The organism is Corynebacterium sp. H127 (assembly GCF_037482665.1).
In the GTDB taxonomy this organism is placed as follows: domain Bacteria; phylum Actinomycetota; class Actinomycetes; order Mycobacteriales; family Mycobacteriaceae; genus Corynebacterium.
This window is the reverse complement of sequence record NZ_JBBHKY010000005.1, coordinates 114,076-133,695: the sequence shown is the minus strand read 5'-3', so window position 1 is coordinate 133,695 and position 19,620 is coordinate 114,076. Positions and strand designations below refer to the sequence as shown.

Genomic DNA, 19,620 nt, shown 5'->3' with positions numbered 1-19,620 from the left:
ACACCTCAAATTTTACATCTGGTCATAACCAATTTGCCACGACTTCTCCCCTTGGTTACCCCACTTCAGGCGCCGCAAATTGCGAGCACGCCTGCGACCTGTACGTTCGCAGCAAAGAGAACCGCTGCGGTCGCCGCAATAGTGGCACCTGTGGTCACAACGTCATCGACGATCACTACGGGCCCGGTCGGAATTGTCGTCAACACTACGTTGCCAGCAAGGTTTTTCCGGCGAGCGGCCGAATCCAATCCAACGGAGTCTCGCACCTGTGCGCTATGGCGTACGCAACAACTCACCGCTGCATCCGTCCCGCGACATACTGCGGTCACTGGGTCACCACCGCGCTTGCGTGCCGACGTCCGCTTCGTCGGAGCCGGAACAAGCCTGAGCTCACTCAACTCCGGAATCTCACCTCTCGCCGCCAAATACAGCAAGGCCGCGTTGACAACCGAACCTAACAAGGGTGGCACATCTCTGCGCCCGCGCTCTTTCATGGCGAGAATCAACTCGCGGTGCACGCCAGCGTAGGGAGACAGCACCCAAACTGGGACATGCGGATCTACGGGAGTGAACAGCCGCTGCGGAGTGTTGGCTAGTTGGCGTCGACACGCACTGCACAGGGACTGCCCTGGTTCACCGCATCCAGCGCAATGCTTAGGAAGCAGCAGCTCCATCATTTTGCTACAACAGGCGCTGCTCGTTGACCTTGTAGCGCAGGAACCTCGCGCCAGAATGCCGCACCTGTGGTGTTGATCGGCAATTGCAATACTGCTCGCGAATCAGTGATGTACAGCGTTGAGGAACTGGCAGAGATCGCCACCACCGGGGCCGTGACGTTGCCGGCGGGCAACGGAGTCAAGGCCGAACCATCTGCCTGGATCTGCCAAACCGGAGTTTCCGCAGTAGAGGTTCCCACCAGCAGCGAACCATCGACCTTCCAGTCCACCGTCAGCGCCGTCCCAGCTATCGACGGCGCAATTTCCTGAACATGAGACAGCTTACGGTGTCCAGGGCTAGGTCGCTCCACCGTTGCCAGATACACCCTGCCGTTAGCAATGAACGCGCAACGCACTCCACTGGGGGACAACCTGAGTACAGAAATCAGGCCATTGTCACTGTCCAATTCCGAGGTATCAACCTCGGTGTGCGAGAGGTCACCACTGGTCGTCGAACGTGCAACGCGCGCCACCCTACGACCATCGATGACGGTCCAGACAGCACCGCCACCGATTTCAAACGTGGGGTGCGAAAGCGTGGTGGCTTCAAGGCCGGGGCGTCCTTCCTGGCCGATCTGCCCGATCAACAAGGTGGACTTCTTCTGCTCGCCCTCGCCAACGGCTTGCACCGCCGCCACTAACCCGGAGGCCGCTTCAAAATCTGCGGACTCGAAATCTTGGCTTTCTCCGAATTTTCCTGGAACTGGAGTGGCTTTATCGTTTTCCACCTTCAGCATCCGGCCGTCGGAAAGCGCATACAGCGACGAGGCAGCACCAGCGGAAGCGCCTGGGTTAAATTCTGCGACTTGGTCGACCATGAGGGATTCCGCACCCTCAATAATCGGGGTGTTATCAATGTCGATCTTGTAGGGGCCGGGCACTCCTGCCTTAGCTAGGGTCCAAATCACCTGTGCAGCAAAACGATAGCGACCCTCCTGCCCTACATCACCAAATCCGGAAAATGAATACACACCGGAGTTCACTCCAGAGAAGGTAGCTCCCGGCGGCACATAGGTTTTGACCCCCGGTTTCAGCGACTCTTGAGGCCCTTCCACCAGCAGCGACAATAGCGCGGTGTCAATCGAGGTATTACCGCTGTACACCCAGCGGCGGTCTACCACTAGGCTGCGATCTGTTGGATCGAGAAAATACAGGGCATAAGGCTGGAAAGTGTTCCGCATTTCAGTGTGCTCAAGCACGACACCAGGCGGCAAGTTATCGATGCGCCACTGGCCTTCTTCTTTAGCAAGTTCAATGGTGGATTCGTACATGCCGTTCTCGGGCTGATAAACACCACCGACACCAATCGAACCGACTACAGGTCCACGAACACTGAACATCATCCGGTCATTAGTAGCCCCCGGCATGGAATTGAGATCGATTCGATCCAAGACAAGCGTTCCTGCTTGGGAATCCCAGGATTTCGCCGCAGCCGCGGTCAAATACTGGCGAGCGGCTTGGTGACGCTGCGTAGGTTTGACGGCCTGGGCGAAAAAGTCACGCAGCAGCAGGTCAGCCGCCTGATTCGGATAAGGGCCCGCCACCTCATTGGTTCCCGTGACGGATTCAAAAGAGCGAAGCGCCTGGGGTGAAGAGTCGCTGGGGATAGTGGTGCAGGCGGAGAACACGAGGCCGGCACCAGCAACGACGGCAACTACTGCAGTGGACTTAGCGTTCATCAGTCACCACCCCGCTAGTTTCAACTGCTTTCGGTTCTGGTTCAGACTCGACTGCACTGTTCGGATGCTGCAGCGAGATCGGGCCCGTATTGTATCGCTCCTTGGCCACGAGCGGAAGCGTGAGGAGGAACCGCGAGCCAATACCTACTTCGCCAGAAGCCTCTAACTTACCGCCATGCAGGCGAGCGTCCTCGGCGGCGATGGCAAGCCCCAAACCTGTGCCCCCGGAATGCCTCTTGCGGGATGGATCCGCACGCCAAAATCGATTGAACACCAGCTCTTCTTGCCCAGGCTTGAGCCCCACTCCGTGGTCGGTGACCGCGATGGCCACTGCCTCTTCGTTGACCCGCATCAGCACATCCACGGGCTTGCCTTCGCTGTGATCGATCGCGTTGGCAAGTAGATTGCGGAGAATTCTCTCAATACGACGCGAATCGATCACAACTTGGACAGGCTCGTCTGGCTCGTCGAAGTTAACCGGAACATTCAACTGCTGAGACAAGTGCTCCACCTGCTGCCATGCGGCCTTCAGTGCGCCACGGATATCTACCTTTTCTTGAGAAAGGTCTGCAACGCCAGCGTCGTGGCGAGAAATTTCCAGCAGATCCGCGAGCAACGCCTCAAAGCGATCCAATTCTCGGACCATGAGTTCGGAGGCACGCTTTGAATAGGCATCCATGGAGTCGGCGTTATCTGCGATCATGTCAGCAGCCATCCGCACCGTAGTCAACGGTGTGCGCAGTTCGTGTGAAACATCAGAGGTGAACTGACGCTGCAGATTGCCGTATTCCTCGAGTTGATCGATCTGCTTAGACAATGACTCCGCCATCGAGTTGAAGCTCAAAGCCAAGCGCGCCATTTCATCTTCACCATCCACTACCATCCGTTCCCGGCGGTGCCCTGCCGCAAAGCGTTGGGCGATACGACTGGCGGAAAGCACGGGGGCGGTTACCTGCTGAGTGAGGAGCCACGAAATTGCGACGATCAAGACCAACAACACCACACCAGCGGCTGAGAACAAGCCTTTAATCAAGGCCAGAGTGGCTTCTTCGCTTGATAGTGGCATCACCAGGTACACCTGGAGTCCGATGATGTCCGTATCCGTCGGGGAGCCGATGACCAGAGCTTTGTAGAGATTCCCCTCGTAGTTGTTCAGAGTGGCAAATTGATAGGAAACCTGCCCCTGCGAAACAAAATAGCGCAGGCGCCCAGGTATCTCGAATCCCTCTGGTGAGGTTGTCAGCGTGCCATCTGGGTTCTCAACAATCAGCACCGGTTCAAAGATGGCGCTAGAGCCGGCTGGCTCGGAGCTGCTGAGGTTGGTGAGCGATGACCGTGCGGAGTTCAAGCGCGCTTGCAGGGAATTCGACGTGTCCGAGGACGCTATTTGCTTCTCGACGGCCGTCCGCGATCGCTCAATTTCTCCGTCGGCTGTCTCCAGCTTCGAATCGATCAGTCGCTGCGCGACGATGCTGATCAACGTCAATCCGAGGATGAGCACGACCAGCGTCGTGGAGACCAAAATCGAACCGATGACGCGAACCTGGAGGGAGGTGCGCCAGCGATCGGCAAGCTGCTCCCAGGCACGACGAAGTGAACTCATGAGCGAAGGAGTGTGTCTTAGTCGTTTTGACCGGTTTTATAACCGACGCCACGGACAGTGAGAACGATCTGCGGGTTTTCCGGATCCTTTTCAATCTTCGCGCGAAGTCGCTGTACGTGAACATTCACAAGGCGGGTATCAGACGCGTGCCGGTACCCCCACACCTTTTCCAGTAGTTCCTCTCGGGTGAAAACCTGGCGTGGCCTGCGTGCCATTTCCAACAGAAGATCAAACTCGAGAGGGGTGAGCTGAATCTCTTCATCGCCACGGCGCACCAAATGGCCGGGCACGTCGATGGTGAGGTCGCCGATCTCCAACAATTCGCTAGGCTCTTCGTCGGTGCGACGCAGACGCGCCCGAATGCGAGCAACCAGTTCCTTAGGTTTAAACGGCTTGTTTACGTAGTCGTCAGCACCAGACTCAAGCCCCAATACAACATCGACCGTGTCAGTTTTCGCCGTAAGCATGACCACAGGAACCATCGACTCTTGTCGAATCGCGCGGCAAATGTCCACGCCGTTCATCCCTGGCAGCATCAGGTCGAGCAATACTAGGTCCGGCTGTTCACGCTGGAACGTTGCCACCGCTTCTGCCCCGTCCATCACGGCAACGGTGTCAAAACCTTCAGCCTGTAGGACAATCGACAGCATCTCTGAAATCGCTGGATCGTCATCGACGACGAGAATTTTGGCATTAGTCATGATTTCCTATGGTTCCTTTGTAAAATCCGCGTGGGAGTATTGATAAGGATCAATCATAGATTCTTTTTAGCTTCGATGCGGCTAACAATCCGTTCCGCGATTCCTGTGACTGACTCTTCTGGTTGTGCAACGATCCACTCCCCAGCCCAGCTTTCCGAGGCAAGCCACTGGTATGCCGCACTGGTACGGGACTGCAGATCGCCATCAGATTCATAGATGTCCTTGGCCCGTGTCGCGTCCGCCGCCGCACGAAGCTCAGCTCGTTCCGACGCAACCGCCACCGGGGTAGCCAACAGAATTTGCAGATCCGGCTTCGGCAGGCCGAGCGTGTCGAATTCCAAGTCTGCGATCCAGGTTGCCATCGATTGCTCCCGAGTGCGCGCGACAGAATACGCAGCGTTCGAGGCAACGTAGCGGTCTAGCAGCAACACCTTCTTATCAGATGCGGCGGCCCGCAGCTTATCGACGACCCCGGCGCGATCTAGCGCAAACAGCGTGGCCATCGCGTAGGCGCTATTTGTCAGGTCCCCCATTTCACCGCGGAGTGCACGCGCAGCTAACTGGGCATGGATCGATTCCTCATATCGCGGGAATGCAAGCTGCTCGGCGTCGATACGCGCGGTAAGCGCCCGCGCTAGCGTGTTCTTGCCTGCGCCGTCAATGCCTTCAATACAAATGATCACGGCTAGTTCAGCGCCTCGAGGTAGACCTCAAGGTCTTCCTCGGTGTCTGCCTCCTCAAGAATGGCTGCGGACCGCTCCCTGAGGAGCTCCGACCCGGAACCAGCGAGTTCACGAACGAATGGATAGTTTTCTGCGATCTCGCCAGCGCTAAAGGGCGCTCCGGCCCAGATCGCGGCGATGGTTGCTGCAAGAAGTCCGTTGGCGACTTCTTCTTCGTTGACAGCCTTGTTGCTGGCTACCAGTGCGACTGCGTCATCTATGGCTTCGACAATATCTTCTGAATCGAGCGTGGCAATCTCATCGAGGAAATCGACATTGCTTTCATTAGCGAAGATTGCGATATCCCAGGCTCCCATTTTTCTCCTGACTACAAGGGTCGCGACGAATTGCGCGATCAGCGGGGTGAGTGTCCAACTTAGGGTCACTACTAGATTTACTTTGCTCGGGCACTAATTTCCACTACAGCAGTTTCAGAACGATCTTGCCCCATCGATAGCAGATCAGCAGCGAAGTTTCTGAATATTTTTCATGCGCAAGGGTTTCCCCGAAACACGTCACATGCTAGGGTCAGCGTTGTTATTAAGTTGTTACTTGCAGTTGGGTTGTAACAATTTCGAGATGAACAGCGATAACACAGGTGAATTCAAAAATTGAATCGCTGTTATCGCAACTTGAGGAGCGCCGTCAGTGAACACACATACCCGCGGGTTTGTAGTCTTCGTTGCCATGGGCTGCGTCGCTGCTGGCGCTACCGGGTGGGGAGTGTGGCGTGCCACCGCCCCTGATGATGCGTTCGCTGCTAACGAAACCACGACTTCTCGCACTGCGTCTCCCGTAACGATTGTCACAACGGCCGTACCTACCCCCCAGCCCACGGAGACTACCCCCGGATCGGCGGATGCTTCCGAACGGCACAAGATGCCTCAGCAGCAAGCCAAGGTTTCACAATCCGATCCATATTTGGCACCCAATGCATACATCCCAGATTCACAGACCCCTGTGACTCCGCCAACCCGTGTCTACGCGCCAAACTCGCTGCAGCCAACTCCAACTGGCGACCATGCTGCCACCTCACCTTCGACGACGGCGACTGATCCAACTCCGTCCCAGCCGACCGATAACCCAAACAACCCTACTGAGCCACCGGTTACCACCTCACCCACTGAGCCTACGAATCCGCCAACCGAGCCTACGGATACTTCGGTTCCAACTGAGCCGACACCAGAACAGTCCACTGAGGTGACGCCGGAGCCAACTCCTACCGACGCACCTACGGGAACCGCTCCGGCCCCATCTGAGGAAACGCCAACGACATCGGTAGAAGAGCCCTCCCCCATAGATCCTGCTGAGCCTGGCAGCACTCCAGAGCCTTCCGCGACACCGACAACCCCTACCCCAACGCCAACCGCTGGAGCAGCAAGGTTGTCCCCTTTTGAGGCTTTGAACTTCTAACCTCATACCCGAAAAGGCGGCTGAGTAGCACTATCCACTCAGCCGCCTTTTAGTTCTTTTGCGCAACTACACCGTAGCAACAAACACTTCGGCCCCGGCACCGGACAGCTCGATGCTCGGGTCGCTGGCAGGAACCCAGGCAGCTTGGCCGGCCGGAATACTCAACTCGGTGGCGCCACACACGCAATGTGCCTCGCCCGCAGTAACTAGCACAATCATCGGGCCATCATGGCTCAGCGTCATAGCTTCCTCGACGTCAATGCGGGAAAGCTTGAACTCGTCAATTGGAATCGGATACGTGGTAACAGCATCTGCGCGCTGTGCCGCAACTCGGGGATCGCTCAAAGACTCAAAATCGAGCACCCGCACTAACTCGGGAACATCCACATGCTTGGAAGTGAGACCACCACGGAGAACATTGTCGGAATTCGCCATGATTTCCACGCCTAGCCCCTTGACATAAGCATGGAGTTGGCCCGCGTCTAGATAGACCCCTTCACCCGGGCGTAGCGAGAACTTGTTGAGCAAGAGCGCTCCAAGAACACCCACATCGTATGGGTATCGGTTATGCAACGCCACCACATTTGTCAGCGCTTCGCGCATCCACTCGGGCAGCTCTGGATCTCCCAAGGCGAGGGCGGCGCAAGTGACGATGTCGTCGATAAGCTTGGTGCGGTTGGCGCCAGGAATAGTTATCCACGTAGTAAATAGGACTCGCAAATCAGCAGATTCTGCAGCAGGCGACCCCTCCAGCATGGACACGTAGCGACTCACTTCGGAGCTGCCGAGGCGCTCGAATAGCGCCATTGTGTCAGCCAGGGGCCGGAAACCCGCCATAGCTTCAAAATCAGTCAGCGCAACAATCAGCTCGGGCTTGTGGTTATCGTCTTTATAGTTGCGATTGTCAGCAGTTGGGTCGATGCCGCACTCGTTTTCGCGCGCGAAACCCTCCTGAGCCTGTTCGCGGGAAGGGTGCGCCTGCAGCGACAGCGGTTCTCCGGCAGCCAAGATCTTCAACAGGAAGGGCAATCCCTCCCCGAATTTCTCACACACCCGCGCACCCAGGTTCGACTCTGGGTCAGCGGCAATAACATCGATGAGTTCAGTCTCTCCCACAGTCGCTGATCCGCCGGGGTGGGCACCGAACCACAGTTCCGCTTCTGGACGCTCGGATGGCACCGCCTCTCCCCGCAGGTTCGCCATATATTCGCGAGATCCCCATGGGTAGTGCCGGATCTTCCCCGTCAGCAATTCCATCTACGGCTCCTTATAAGACTGCAGCTGCTAGTCCTCGAACTATGAGACGTAGCATATTCTCGAGAGAACACGATCCGTCTCCACTACTTTGGGCGCTGGCAAACGGCAACGTTGTGTCGGGTTGCGCCCAGACAACGATTCTCAAGGGTAGCACTGGTTCGGTGGTCGGCTCGAACGGGTCATAGAAAACGTCCGGGGCAGCTGATTGCAATTCTGGTAACGCTACTGCCAACTCTGCAGCTTCCAGCACTCCGCTGACCATGGCTTTTCCTGTCCACAACACTGCCATCAAATTCGCAATGGCACGACCAACCCCGTCATTACCTGTGTGTATGACGCGAGAGTGCGCCGCAAACGCCTTCAATGCTCGGGCCTCGTTGACTAGTTCATCTCGTTCTGGAGCTACCGCTAGCAGTTCCGCATCGACACCGTCGGCTGCAAGCTCCAACTGCTCAAGGACGATTTGATCGGCACGTGTTAGGGAAGCTACTACGGCATACATTGCAGCAATGACGCTTGCCGGCGAGCCCCCTATCCCATTAGGCGGACCGCCAACGAGAGTGACCTGGGCAGGGGCCTCGGCACGCAATGGCCCCTCGGAAGGAGCTATCAAAAGGCTCGGGCATCCCCGTTGGGCGGCCGCATGCAAGCTGATTTCCTGCGACGCACTGCCTTTTGAGGAGGCCACCAAGACCGCATCCAATGGACCTGCGAAGCGCGGAAGTTCGGATACCACGCTGATCGGCAATGGCAGTGGCTCCAGTAGGGCAATGGCACATTCCGCTGCTGCGCGGCTCAGGTCATCTGCCACCACAACGACGAGGCTGCGCGGGCGCAATTCGCGAATCTCTGTGCACCAACCATCACGCAGTAGGTTTGCGGCACCGCGCACATAGGCGCCCTCGTGGGCGACATCAAAGAAACGGACGGCGTCGCGATCATACATGGCTTAAGTTCCTTATGCCCTAATCACAGCTAGGATTTCGGCGCTGAGGTTATCCACTTCCGTGCGAGTAGGCGCCTCCACGTTCAGGCGCAGCAACGGCTCCGTGTTCGAGGCACGCACATTGAACCAGGCGTTAGTGTCTTTCAGCTCAACAGTTACACCGTCGAGTTCATCAATGCTCTCGATTCGATCCGCAAAGTGGTCGAGTACAGCCTGGGTGCGCTCACCCTGTGCTGCTTTAGAGGCAAGTTGGGAGTTGATCTCACCAGAGGCTTCATAGCGGTTGTATTTGGCCATCATCTCCGATAGAGGCTGGTCCTGGGAGCCGAGGGCCGCCAGCACATGCATCGCTGCAAGCATGCCAGAATCGGCATTAAAGAACTCGGTGAAGTAATAGTGCGCCGAGTGCTCGCCGCCGAAGACTGCGCCTTCATCTGCCATGGTTTTCTTGATGAACGAGTGCCCCACCCGCGTGCGCACGGCAACGCCGCCGTTTTCAGCAATGATTTCGGGGACCGACTTCGAGGTGATCAGGTTATGGATGATTGTGGCACCAGGATTCTGGCCGAGGTAGCGTTCCGCAACGATTGCGCAGATCGCAGAAGGGCTTACCGGCTGGCCGTTTTCGTCGACAACAAAGCACCGGTCAGCATCCCCATCGAAGGCCAGACCAATGTCTGCACGGGTTTCTAGCACGAATTTCTGCAAGTCAACGAGGTTCTTTGGATCGAGCGGATTGGCTTCATGATTGGGAAAGTCCCCATCTAACTCGAAATAGAGTGGCTCAATTTCCAAAGGCAGGCCACCTAGGACCGCGGGCACGGTGTGTCCGCCCATGCCATTGGCGGCATCCACAGCAACCTTCAGGGGGCGGATGCTAGAAAGATCCACCAAATCACGCAAGTACTCCCCGTAGCCAGCTAAGACATCCTCCGCACGTTGCGTACCCGCCTCGCCCACGTAACCTGGCACGCCCGTCACCAGATCGTCAATGATGGTGCGGAGACCGGAGTCTTGACCGACGGGACGCGCTCCAGATCGGCACAGCTTAATGCCGTTGTAGGCAGCAGGATTGTGAGAGGCGGTGAACATTGCACCTGGGCAGTTCATGACGCCTGAAGCGTAATAGAGCTGATCCGTAGAGTTCAGCCCCAACATGACTACGTCTACTCCCTGCTCTGTGACGCCGTCAGCAAATGCTTGGGCAAGGCCGGGCGATGAAGCGCGCATGTCGTGACCGATTGCTACCTGTGGGGCAGATTCTTCTCGCATGAGGCGACCGAACGCTGCACCAACGTCGTGAATAAAGTCGGTATCAATGCCGTCCCCTACGATGCCACGGACATCATATGCTTTGATGACGGCTTCGACAGCTTCACGAGAACGGGGTGCAGAGTTGCGCATAAATGCTCCTTTTAGACGAACACGCGTCAGGAGCTTTGAGCCTGGCGCGCACTACTTCCCCACAAGTCTAGATCAATCTTCGTCATCAACTACGTACAGATGCGCGCGACGACGTCCCTTGTCGGCTTCTTTTCGGGTATACCGATGGATCGGATGGTTTTGATCTGCTTCTTCTACTACCAGCCCGGAAGACTGCCTACCAGCTTCGCGGACGGCCTCTGCTAGAGCCGTGAGGTCATCGTCATCTTCGGCATCATTAATGCCGGATACGCGCAGCATTTCCCAGCCCAGCGGGGCTGTTATCTTCGCCGCATGCTCCTCGCACAGATCCCAGCTGTGGGGTTCTGCAGCAGGTGCCAGCGGGCCGATGACCGCGGTAGATTCTGCGTAAGCGTACGTCAACGTGGCGACGGCAGGTTTACCACATCCAGGACGGCTACAACGACGAAAATTACTCACGCGACAAAGTCTAGACCTTTAGTTCACACTTTGGGTAGTACTGAGACGGCGTGGCTTCCGCCCGGACGGAAACTAGCCCCTAAAGTTGCAGCTATGGACGTTAGGACTGCCCGGAATAGGCACGGTCGCGGAGTACGTGGGTCGGTACTCCCCCAGGCCGCTCCGCGCTACCGCACGCGACCTCAGCTTTTCGACGCAGCTGTCCTCGAAGCCTACGCGCCGATCGCAAACGCCTATCCCGAAGAGTTGGCAAACCTGGATATCGCTGTGGACACTGTGCCACGTATGCGATTGAGCGCCGATATGACGGTGCTGCCTGATGAAATAGTTGCCGATGGACCAGTGCCATTGGGGCGGGTAATTCCCGCTGGCATCGATAGGCGCGGCACGCCAACCCGACCAAGGATTGTGCTGTTTCGTCAGCCTATTGAGCACAGGTGCGCAAATAACGAAGAGCGCGGCGAGATCCTCCGTATGGTTCTCACTGCGCTGGTTGCCAATCATCTCAACATCGATCCGATTGAGATAGATCCTGGCTTTAGCTGGTAATTAACCGATCTGTTTCTTCAGGCGACGGCGCTCACGCTCCGACAGCCCACCCCAGATGCCGAATCGTTCATCGTGCTCAAGGGCAAACTCTAGGCATTCATCTCGGACGCCACATGCCTGACAGATTCGCTTTGCCTCGCGGGTCGAGCCACCTTTTTCAGGGAAGAAAGCTTCCGGGTCGGTTTGCGCACAGAGCGCTTGATCTTGCCACTCCTGCTCGACCGCACCAAAGAGGGCATCGAAGGATAGGTCAGACCCAGTGTCTAGCCCAGACCCCATTCCGCGGGAAGTTGCGTCATTCGCCACAAACTCCATCGACGCGCCTCCTTCTTCCGTTGGTATTTTTGCAACTTTTCGATACAGACCGTGTTGACTGTTCGCCACATGCCGTTCGACTTACACAAATGTGATTACACACCGATCACTAGATATCGTCAACCCAGCTTGGCGATAATTTCCAAATGTTCAGCATTTTCCCAAGAAGAAAACCCCACCAGTCACACGATTAACATCGTGCACGAGTGGGGGGATAAGTGTGGGGGTACTACATATAGTGTTTCATACACCCATGAACGACAAGCGTCGACGCCTTACGGCGTGTCGCGAGACAAATGCTTGACTTCTGTCCCGCAACACCAATTAGGCATCTGAAGAAAAACGCACTCCGTTGTCGGGAATCTCAACGCCCGGCCATACGCGCATTCCGCCTTTGAGCTCACAACGAGCTCCGATCTTCGCGCCATTGCCGATGACGCAATCGGAAATACGCGCGTTAGCCCCGATATGGACGCCAGAACCGATGATGGAATTCTCGATCACAGCACCCGGTTCAATAGTCACACCGTCAAACACCACAGTGGCGTCGAGACGCGCTCCTGCGCCGATCTCAGACCCGCGACCGATAACTGTGCCGCCGAGCAGCCAAGCACCGTCATTGACACCCGCTGTCTCATCGACGAGGCTCTCGCCCGTGCGTCCGTCCAAAATCGGCGACGGCGCGATTCCGCGCACGATATCGGAGGAACCGCGCACGAAATCATCCGGTGTGCCCATGTCACGCCAATAGGACTGATCCACATAGCCATAAACCCGACGTCCATCCTCAAGTAAACGTGGGAAAGTCTCTCGCTCAACAGACACTGGCCGGCCAGCAGGAATGGTTTCAATGAGCTCGCGCCTGAAAACATAGATCCCTGCATTGATCTGATTAGTTGGGGGATCTTCCGTCTTCTCCAAGAATTCAGAAACCCGCCCCTCAGCATCGGTAGGCACGCAGCCAAAAGCACGTGGATCAGCCACCCGAACCAAGTGCATGGTCAGATCCGCATTCTTAGTCTCATGGGTTTCCAGCACCTTAGTCAGGTCAGTGCCGCCGAGAACATCACCGTTAAATACCATCACGGTCTCATGACGCAGTTTGTCGTAGACGTTTCGGATACCGCCACCAGTACCTAGGGCCTGTTCCTCCACCACATACTCAATCTCCAGCCCCATTTCGGAACCGTCCCCGAAGTATTCTTCAAACACTTCGGCTTTGTAAGAGGTCCCCATTACCACGTGGGTGATGCCGGCAGCCTTGATCCGAGCAAGCAGGTGGGTCAGAAAGGGCACACCAGCCGTCGGCAGCATCGGCTTCGGGGTAGACAGCGTCAACGGTCGCAACCGGGTGCCTTTGCCGCCAACGAGGATAACTGCGTCAGTTTCTTTTGCCAGAGTTTCAATCGACATGAGGTTTCTCAATCCTTTTGTTCTGATTTACGAGACTGCGCAACAGCTACCGCAACTTCACTGCGCACCTTAAGACCGATCCACAGAACCGCACGGATCGGAGCCTGCCACCAATGCGGATGGCGATCAGCCTGGAATTTATACGCACTGCGATGGTGCGCGGGAAGCATCAGCTCGGGGTGGGAGCCAGCCACGTGCCCTTTGCTGTGTTGAATCTGTGCTGCGGGGCAGAACACATTGTCCCAGCCAGCCTTCCCAAGACGATCTCCTAGGTCAACATCTTCCATGTACATGAAATACCCGTCATCAAAACCGCCAATCGCATCGAATGCTTCCCAGCGCACAAGCAAACAGGAACCAGAAAGCCAACCAGCCGCACGCTCCTGAGACATATCCGCATCATTGAGGTACGCCTGCGACCAAGGGTTCGAAGGCCAGACAGCCGAGAAAAGCGCATGTCCAATACCGTTAGCCAAGGTGGGAACCGCACGCGCCGAAGGATACGCAGAGCCATCAGCTTCACGAATATAAGGGCCTACCGCCCCAGCCTTCGGCCAACGACGTGCGCAATTGAGCATCTCATCAATTGAATCCGCATCGAACACCACGTCGGGGTTCGAAATTACAAAAAACTCCGAGTTGATCTCCCCAGCATCGCGGCGTTCACGCAACTGCCGGGCAGCTAAGTTGATCGCCCCACCGTAGCCAAGGTTTCCGCCGGTAGACAGGTACTCCACATGATCATAAGCTTCCGCCGCAGCTTCAGGTGCTCCGTCCACGGAACCGTTATCTGCCATCACAACTAGGCAGGGGTCACTCGATGCCGCAGGCACTGAATCCAGGAAAGACTTGAGGTACTTTCCTGGCGAGTACGTCACGGTAATGATCGCAATTGGGGCATTCACAATTTTCACAGTGTAATCGACACCGAGTTCCGCAGTGCTGTCCGCCACTCCGGCAATGGCGTCAATTCAGCGGCTCGCCAGCTCTCAGTGGACAGCACCGACCACTCCGGTCTCCGGGCGGGGCGCGGGAACTGCGCTGTAGTACATGGCTGAACCAAAGTTGGCTTTGCACCGGCAAGCGCGTACACCTCCCGCGCAAGCTCAAACCAGGAAGCCTGGCCAGCGCCAACTCCATGCAGCACGCCTTCAACTTCGCGTTCTGCGATCTGCCACAGCCCCTCAGCCAAGTCGAGCGCACAGGTAGGGCTGCCCATCTGATCGGCGACCACGTTGGCAGGTTGAGCAGCACGCGCCAAAGCTAACATTGTGGACACAAAGTCTTTGTGTGGCTGCAGATCTCCGGTAAACAGCCACGCGGTTCGAACAATCGTGGCCGAAGGCAGCGCTGCCAACACAGCCTGTTCTCCTGCAAGTTTGGTACGACCGTATACCGTGTCTGGGTTCTTCGGGTCATTGACATGCAGCGGGCGCTGTAAGCAGCCGGCACCAAATACGTAGTCAGTGCTCACATGAATGAACCGAGCATTAAGCCGATCAGCAACTCGAGCGAGCTCGCCAGGTGCGAGGGCATTAACTGCATGCGCGGTCGCTTCATCCGACTCCGCAGCATCAACATTGGTATACGCAGCGGTGTTGATGATCACATCCGAACCTGCGAGCTTATCGACGTCAATCTCCGTAACATCAAAATAAGGCCTGCTCAGCGCAGTAACCTCCACCCCGGCAGGGGCCGTGCTCACAAGTGCCTGCCCCAATTGGCCGTTGCCTCCAACTACTGCTACGCGCATTGCCTTAGACTCCTTAGCCGACTAACCTTTACGCTCTAAATTACTCATCAATTATTGGGGAGCTCCACGTGCCCGAAAAACGTCGCCACGCGCGGGATATTCAGCCTGCCCCGATCCCACAACCACGCTTCCGTCAAACGGGCCCGAAATCACTCCGAATGATGCTTGCGGCATTGTCAGCTCTTGTGCTGATCGTATCTGGTGTGGGCTATTCACTTGTGGGAAACATCGGAAACGACATCGCCTCTGCTGGCGGATTGTCCCTCGGGGGCGGCGGCAAAGGCGTAAAGAACGCGAAGGACGGCGCTACCGATATTCTGCTGGTCGGTTCTGATTCGCGCACCGACGCGCAAGGCAATCCCTTGTCTGATAGCGAAATCGGCATGCTGCGCGCTGGCGATGAGGAGAATGACAATACGGACACCATCATGGTTATTCGTGTACCAAATGACGGCTCCTCGGCCACTGCCATCTCAATCCCACGCGATACCTATATCAAAGACAGTGAGCTGGGAAACACTAAGATCAACGGCGTTTATCGGGGGCACAAGTCTGCTAAGCGCGAGGAGCTCATGGCTGCCGGCATGACCGACGAGAGCAAGCTTGAGTCCCAGTCCACCGATGCAGGCCGTAAGGCCCTCATCGATACCGTTGCTAAGCTCTCCGGAATCACAGTGGACCACTACGCGGAGATCGGACTCCTCGGATTTGTGCTCTTTACCGACGCAGTCGGTGGCGTAGAAGTCTGCCTCAATGAGGACACACAGGATGAATACTCTGGAGCGAACTTCCACAAGGGAGTGCAAACCCTCCAGGGGCCAGACGCGTTGTCCTTTGTCCGCCAACGTCATGGTCTCCCCCGCGGTGACTTGGACCGTATCGTTCGCCAACAGGCATTCATGGCTTCTCTGGTTAGCCAAGCACTGGAAACCGGCACCCTCACCAACCCCGGCAAGCTGCAAGGGCTATCCCAAGCCGTGCGTCGTTCGGTTGTCATCGACGAAGACTGGGACGTCATGAGCTTTGCTACCCAGCTTCAGAATCTCGCTGGCGGAAATGTCCGCTTTGAGACTATTCCGGTGACGTCAATCGACGGCGTAGGCGATTACGGAGAGTCCGTGGTCACTATTAATCCCGAAGAAGTACACGCCTTCTTCAATACCCTGTTAGGTTCCGGGGCCACCGCTACCCCAACCCCCACTTCCACACCGAAGAACGAAGCGGCAAAGGCCGAACTACACGTTCTCAACGCAACTACAACTGAAGGGTTTGCGTCCCAGGTCGCCAGCGCAATGAAGAACGCAGGATATCAAGTCATTGACGTCGGCAATGCGCCTGCAGGCATGTACAGCCAAACCCAGGTAGTAGCAGCTTCTGCCTCTTCCCCAGCAGCGCAGGCCCTTGCAGCTGAACTCGGTGGCGTGCCTGTCGCCGAATCGCCATCGCTGGATCAAAACAGCCTCGTCTTGGTAGTTTCCGATGACTACTCGGGGCCACGCAGCAATGAGACTCTGACTCCGGCCGAGTCTGAAGGCGAATCTGTGGGACAGCCAGGCGCGGACTTTGGCGAAGATGTTGAGGTTGCACCTAGCATCGATGCAGGTGGCAACGGACCACGCTGCGTTAACTAGTCACCTTCCCGCAACGTTCACTTAGAAAACTCTCTAATGTGGGGCATATGGAACTTCTTCGCACAGCCATGGAAGCTGATCCGGCTGCCCCGCGTCTGACGATTTACAACGAGACAACCGGAACGCGCCTCGACTTTTCAGCGCTCACCTTGGATAACTGGGCAGCAAAAGTAGGCAATATGCTGCTTGAAGAATTTGATCTTGAGCCAGGCGACACCATTGCGATTGACCTGGCCCCCTCCTGGCAAGCAACGGCAATTTCACTCGGTGCTCTCGCTGCGGGCATGTCCGTTCATTTTGGTTCAGACACCGCAGATGTCCTATTTACCAGCCTCGGTTACGAACGGGATGATCGTCACCCAGATGTGGCAATTGTCACTAATGACCCTTTCGGTCGTGGCGTCGCCGAAATTGGTGCCGAGCTTCCGGAAGGCTGTGTAGATTTCGGCCCCACAGTTCGCTTCTACGGAGACCAGTTCTACGAGCCAACCGCGCCGCTGGCAGACCTACTCAACATCGATGTCTCCCAGGTGAAACAGGGTGAAAGACTACTGTCCACCGGTTGGCACAATTGGGATGAGTTTGTTCGCCACGTGTTAGTCCCCATCGCTACTGGTGGCAGTGCAGTAGTGGTTTCTGGACCAACTGCCACTGAGCGACTCGAAAAAATTGCACAGGCTGAACGTATTACCGAACGCGTTGCACCCTGATACTTTTTAAAGACATGGCTTCCGTTTCGTTTTCCGATGTCACGATTAGATACCCTGGCGCTGCTTCCCCCACCGTCAGTGGCCTCGACCTAGAAATCAAGGACGGCGAGTTCCTTGTACTGGTCGGCCCTTCAGGATGTGGCAAATCGACAGTGCTGCGTTCGCTCGCCGGCCTCGAGCCGATCGAATCTGGAGCGATCTTCATCGGAGACAAAGACGTAAGCAATTTGGAGCCCGCCGACCGCGACATCGCGATGGTGTTCCAAAATTACGCCTTGTACCCGCATATGTCTGTAGCTGACAACATGGGGTTCTCCCTCAAGCTTTCTAAAATGCCCAAGGATCAGATTCGCGCCAAAGTTGAAGAGGCTGCTGAGATCCTTGGACTCACCCCATATTTGGATCGCAAACCGAAGGACCTCTCCGGAGGGCAGCGCCAGCGCGTAGCGATGGGTCGTGCGATTGTCCGCAGTCCACAGGTCTTTTTGATGGACGAGCCGCTGTCCAACTTGGATGCTAAATTGCGGGTCCAAACCCGCACGGAGCTCGCTGCGCTGCAGCGTCGTTTGAAAACCACAACCGTGTACGTCACGCATGACCAAGTAGAGGCCATGACTATGGGCGACCGCGTTGCTGTCCTCAAGGACGGCCTGTTGCAGCAGGTAGCCCCACCTCGGGAGCTCTACGATCATCCGGCCAACGAGTTTGTCGCAGGTTTCATCGGTTCACCGTCGATGAATTTCTTGCCTCATAGCCACCCCAAGCATGGCGCAGTAACTTTGGGAATCCGTCCCGAGCACGTTCGCCCACACAACGAACCTGTATCCGGCTCCATTAGGGCCGTAGTAGACATCGTGGAGGAACTTGGAAGCGAGTCCTATGTCTACGCGCACCTTGCGGAGAATCCCGAGATTACGATCGTCAGCCGCCAACTTCCTGGTAGCTCTCCCGCTCCGGGAACAACTGTCTACCCTGCTTTCGATCTCGAGCACGCACACTTTTTCTCCAAAGAGACTGGACAGCGGCTGGATTAACGCTAGATTTGATATACATCCCTAACTGGAAAGGTTATAGCCTCATGAAGTTCACTCGTCGAACTGCAGGAATTCTTGCAGCAACCGGTATGGCGGCTGCACTCGTCACTGGTTGTTCCTCAGATTCGGGCAAGGACGGTGCCGCTGGCTCCTCCGAGTCCAACACCTCCCGTGGCCCAATCACGTTTGCAATGGGCAAGAACGATACTGACAAGATCAAGCCGGTCATTGAGAAATGGAATGCCGAGCATCCAGACGAGAAGGTTGAGCTTAAGGAGCTAGCCGGCGAAGCCGATGCCCAGCGCGACACCCTCGTCCAGTCCCTGCAGGCCAAGAACTCTGACTACGATGTCATGGCCTTGGACGTCATTTGGACCGCAGACTTCGCCGCTAATCAGTGGCTCGCACCTCTCGAAGGCGACCTGAAGGTAGATACCTCCAAGCTGCTGGAATCTACCGTCGATTCCGCAACCTACAACAAGAAGCTCTACGCCGTTCCACAGAACACTAATGGTCAGCTGTTGTTCCGCAACACCGAGCTGGCACCAGAAGCACCAAAGAACTTCGACGATCTGAAGAACTCCTGTAAGCAGGTTAAGGAGGCGGACTGCCTCACCCTGCAGCTCAAGCAGTACGAGGGCCTCACTGTGAACACCGTAGGGTTCATGGAGGGTTGGGGCGGCCAGGTCTTGAATGAATCTGGCGCAGCGAGCGTGGACAGTGCAGAGGCGAAGGCCGGCCTCCAGGCGCTTGTCGACGCCTATGGTGACGGCACCATCGCAAAGTCTTCCATCTCCGCTACTGAGGAGGAAACCAACCTTGCCTTCACCGAGGGCAAGACTGCGTACGCCGTGAACTGGCCTTACATGTACTCGAACTCTGAAGAGGCAGCTGTCAAGGACAAGTTTGAGGTTCAGCCACTTGTAGCTAAGGATGGTGTCGGCGTCTCTACTTTGGGCGGTTATAACAACGGAATTAACATCAATTCCAAGCACAAGGCCACCGCACGTGACTTCATTGAGTTCGTTATCAACGAGGAAAACCAGAAGTCCTTCGCCGATAACTCCTTCCCACCAGTGCTCGCTTCCATCTACGATGACGCAGCCTTGGTTGAGAAGTACCCTTACCTGCCAGCACTGAAGGAATCTCTGGAGAACGCTTCACCTCGTCCAGTCTCGCCCTTCTACCCAGCGATCTCTAAGGCTATCCAGGACAATTCCTACGCCGCACTTACCGCTGGTAAGAGCGTTGATGATGCAACCCGTGACATGAAGGCTGCCATCGAGAACGCTTCCAAGTAAGCACAGCGGAAGGA

General features: G+C 56.4%; 20 protein-coding genes. 6 read left to right on the top strand and 14 right to left on the bottom strand.

Annotation, left to right across the window (positions count from 1 at the left end; translation table 11 throughout):
- Positions 1-65 precede the first annotated feature (65 nt).
- The 6 genes from WG936_RS07065 to WG936_RS07040 are packed head-to-tail and all read right to left on the bottom strand — an operon-like array spanning position 66 to position 5,738.
- Positions 66-674: a ComF family protein gene (locus WG936_RS07065; RefSeq protein WP_339564736.1), complete on the bottom strand. Its 609-nt coding sequence runs from the start codon at positions 672-674 to the stop codon at positions 66-68.
- Positions 674-2,395 carry an MtrAB system accessory lipoprotein LpqB gene (gene lpqB / locus WG936_RS07060; RefSeq protein WP_339572488.1) on the bottom strand — a complete coding sequence of 574 codons (1,722 nt, stop codon included), beginning with the start codon at positions 2,393-2,395 and terminating at the stop codon, positions 674-676. The genes WG936_RS07065 and lpqB overlap by 1 nt, the downstream gene beginning before the upstream one ends.
- Entirely contained in the window at positions 2,385-3,998 is a 1,614-nt protein-coding gene (mtrB, locus tag WG936_RS07055) for an MtrAB system histidine kinase MtrB (RefSeq protein WP_339572487.1), read from the bottom strand. Before mtrB ends, lpqB begins: the two co-directional genes overlap by 11 nt.
- 17 nt (positions 3,999-4,015) lie before the next feature.
- A complete protein-coding gene (gene mtrA / locus WG936_RS07050) occupies positions 4,016-4,699 on the bottom strand; it encodes an MtrAB system response regulator MtrA (protein ID WP_339564688.1) in 684 nt (227 codons plus the stop codon).
- A gap of 53 nt (positions 4,700-4,752) precedes the next feature.
- Positions 4,753-5,382, bottom strand: a complete 630-nt coding sequence (locus tag WG936_RS07045; RefSeq protein ID WP_339572486.1) for a dTMP kinase — start codon at positions 5,380-5,382, stop codon at positions 4,753-4,755.
- A 2-nt stretch (positions 5,383-5,384) separates the two neighbouring features.
- A complete protein-coding gene (locus tag WG936_RS07040; RefSeq protein ID WP_339564735.1) occupies positions 5,385-5,738 on the bottom strand; it encodes a DUF4259 domain-containing protein in 354 nt (117 codons plus the stop codon).
- A 331-nt stretch (positions 5,739-6,069) separates the two neighbouring features.
- On the opposite strand from WG936_RS07040, the gene WG936_RS07035 reads away from it, so the two are divergent.
- The gene (locus WG936_RS07035) at positions 6,070-6,834 is read left to right on the top strand and encodes a hypothetical protein (RefSeq protein ID WP_339572485.1); all 765 of its coding nucleotides are present in this window, start codon (positions 6,070-6,072) and stop codon (positions 6,832-6,834) included.
- A gap of 66 nt (positions 6,835-6,900) precedes the next feature.
- Here the strand turns inward: WG936_RS07035 and manA are convergent, their stop codons facing one another.
- From manA to WG936_RS07015, 4 genes are all read right to left on the bottom strand, one after another.
- Positions 6,901-8,091, bottom strand: coding sequence for a mannose-6-phosphate isomerase, class I (gene manA, locus WG936_RS07030; RefSeq protein ID WP_339572484.1), 1,191 nt, complete (start codon positions 8,089-8,091; stop codon positions 6,901-6,903).
- 10 nt (positions 8,092-8,101) lie between these two features.
- Entirely contained in the window at positions 8,102-9,037 is a 936-nt protein-coding gene (locus WG936_RS07025) for a hypothetical protein (protein WP_339564684.1), read from the bottom strand.
- Positions 9,038-9,049: 12 nt separating this feature from the next.
- On the bottom strand, positions 9,050-10,441 hold the full coding sequence (locus WG936_RS07020; protein WP_339564683.1) for a phosphomannomutase/phosphoglucomutase: 1,392 nt from the start codon (positions 10,439-10,441) through the stop codon (positions 9,050-9,052).
- Between the two features lie 72 nt (positions 10,442-10,513).
- On the bottom strand, positions 10,514-10,900 hold the full coding sequence (locus WG936_RS07015; protein ID WP_339564682.1) for a DUF3499 domain-containing protein: 387 nt from the start codon (positions 10,898-10,900) through the stop codon (positions 10,514-10,516).
- Positions 10,901-10,993: 93 nt separating this feature from the next.
- Here WG936_RS07015 and WG936_RS07010 point away from each other — a divergent pair, with 93 nt between their 5' ends.
- A complete protein-coding gene (locus WG936_RS07010) occupies positions 10,994-11,449 on the top strand; it encodes a metallopeptidase family protein (RefSeq protein ID WP_339564681.1) in 456 nt (151 codons plus the stop codon).
- On the opposite strand, the gene WG936_RS07005 is transcribed toward WG936_RS07010, so the two are convergent.
- From WG936_RS07005 to rfbD, 4 genes are all read right to left on the bottom strand, one after another.
- Complete coding sequence (locus WG936_RS07005) at positions 11,450-11,728, bottom strand: WhiB family transcriptional regulator (protein WP_445227798.1); 279 nt, start codon at positions 11,726-11,728, stop codon at positions 11,450-11,452.
- Between the two features lie 360 nt (positions 11,729-12,088).
- Positions 12,089-13,177, bottom strand: a complete 1,089-nt coding sequence (locus WG936_RS07000) for an NDP-sugar synthase (RefSeq protein ID WP_339564679.1) — start codon at positions 13,175-13,177, stop codon at positions 12,089-12,091.
- 8 nt (positions 13,178-13,185) lie between these two features.
- A complete protein-coding gene (locus WG936_RS06995) occupies positions 13,186-14,130 on the bottom strand; it encodes a glycosyltransferase family 2 protein (RefSeq protein WP_445227794.1) in 945 nt (314 codons plus the stop codon).
- The gene (gene rfbD / locus WG936_RS06990) at positions 14,088-14,930 is read right to left on the bottom strand and encodes a dTDP-4-dehydrorhamnose reductase (RefSeq protein ID WP_339572483.1); all 843 of its coding nucleotides are present in this window, start codon (positions 14,928-14,930) and stop codon (positions 14,088-14,090) included. Before rfbD ends, WG936_RS06995 begins: the two co-directional genes overlap by 43 nt.
- Positions 14,931-14,998: 68 nt before the next feature.
- Between rfbD and WG936_RS06985 the strand changes: the two genes are divergently transcribed.
- From WG936_RS06985 to WG936_RS06970, 4 genes are read left to right on the top strand one after another with little or no spacing between them, the layout of a single operon-like run.
- Entirely contained in the window at positions 14,999-16,561 is a 1,563-nt protein-coding gene (locus WG936_RS06985) for an LCP family protein (protein ID WP_445227793.1), read from the top strand.
- Positions 16,562-16,608: 47 nt separating this feature from the next.
- Complete coding sequence (locus WG936_RS06980) at positions 16,609-17,271, top strand: TIGR03089 family protein (RefSeq protein ID WP_339572482.1); 663 nt, start codon at positions 16,609-16,611, stop codon at positions 17,269-17,271.
- A gap of 14 nt (positions 17,272-17,285) precedes the next feature.
- Positions 17,286-18,305: an ABC transporter ATP-binding protein gene (locus WG936_RS06975; protein WP_339564675.1), complete on the top strand. Its 1,020-nt coding sequence runs from the start codon at positions 17,286-17,288 to the stop codon at positions 18,303-18,305.
- Between the two features lie 44 nt (positions 18,306-18,349).
- Positions 18,350-19,606, top strand: coding sequence for an ABC transporter substrate-binding protein (locus WG936_RS06970; RefSeq protein ID WP_339564674.1), 1,257 nt, complete (start codon positions 18,350-18,352; stop codon positions 19,604-19,606).
- Positions 19,607-19,620 lie beyond the last annotated feature (14 nt).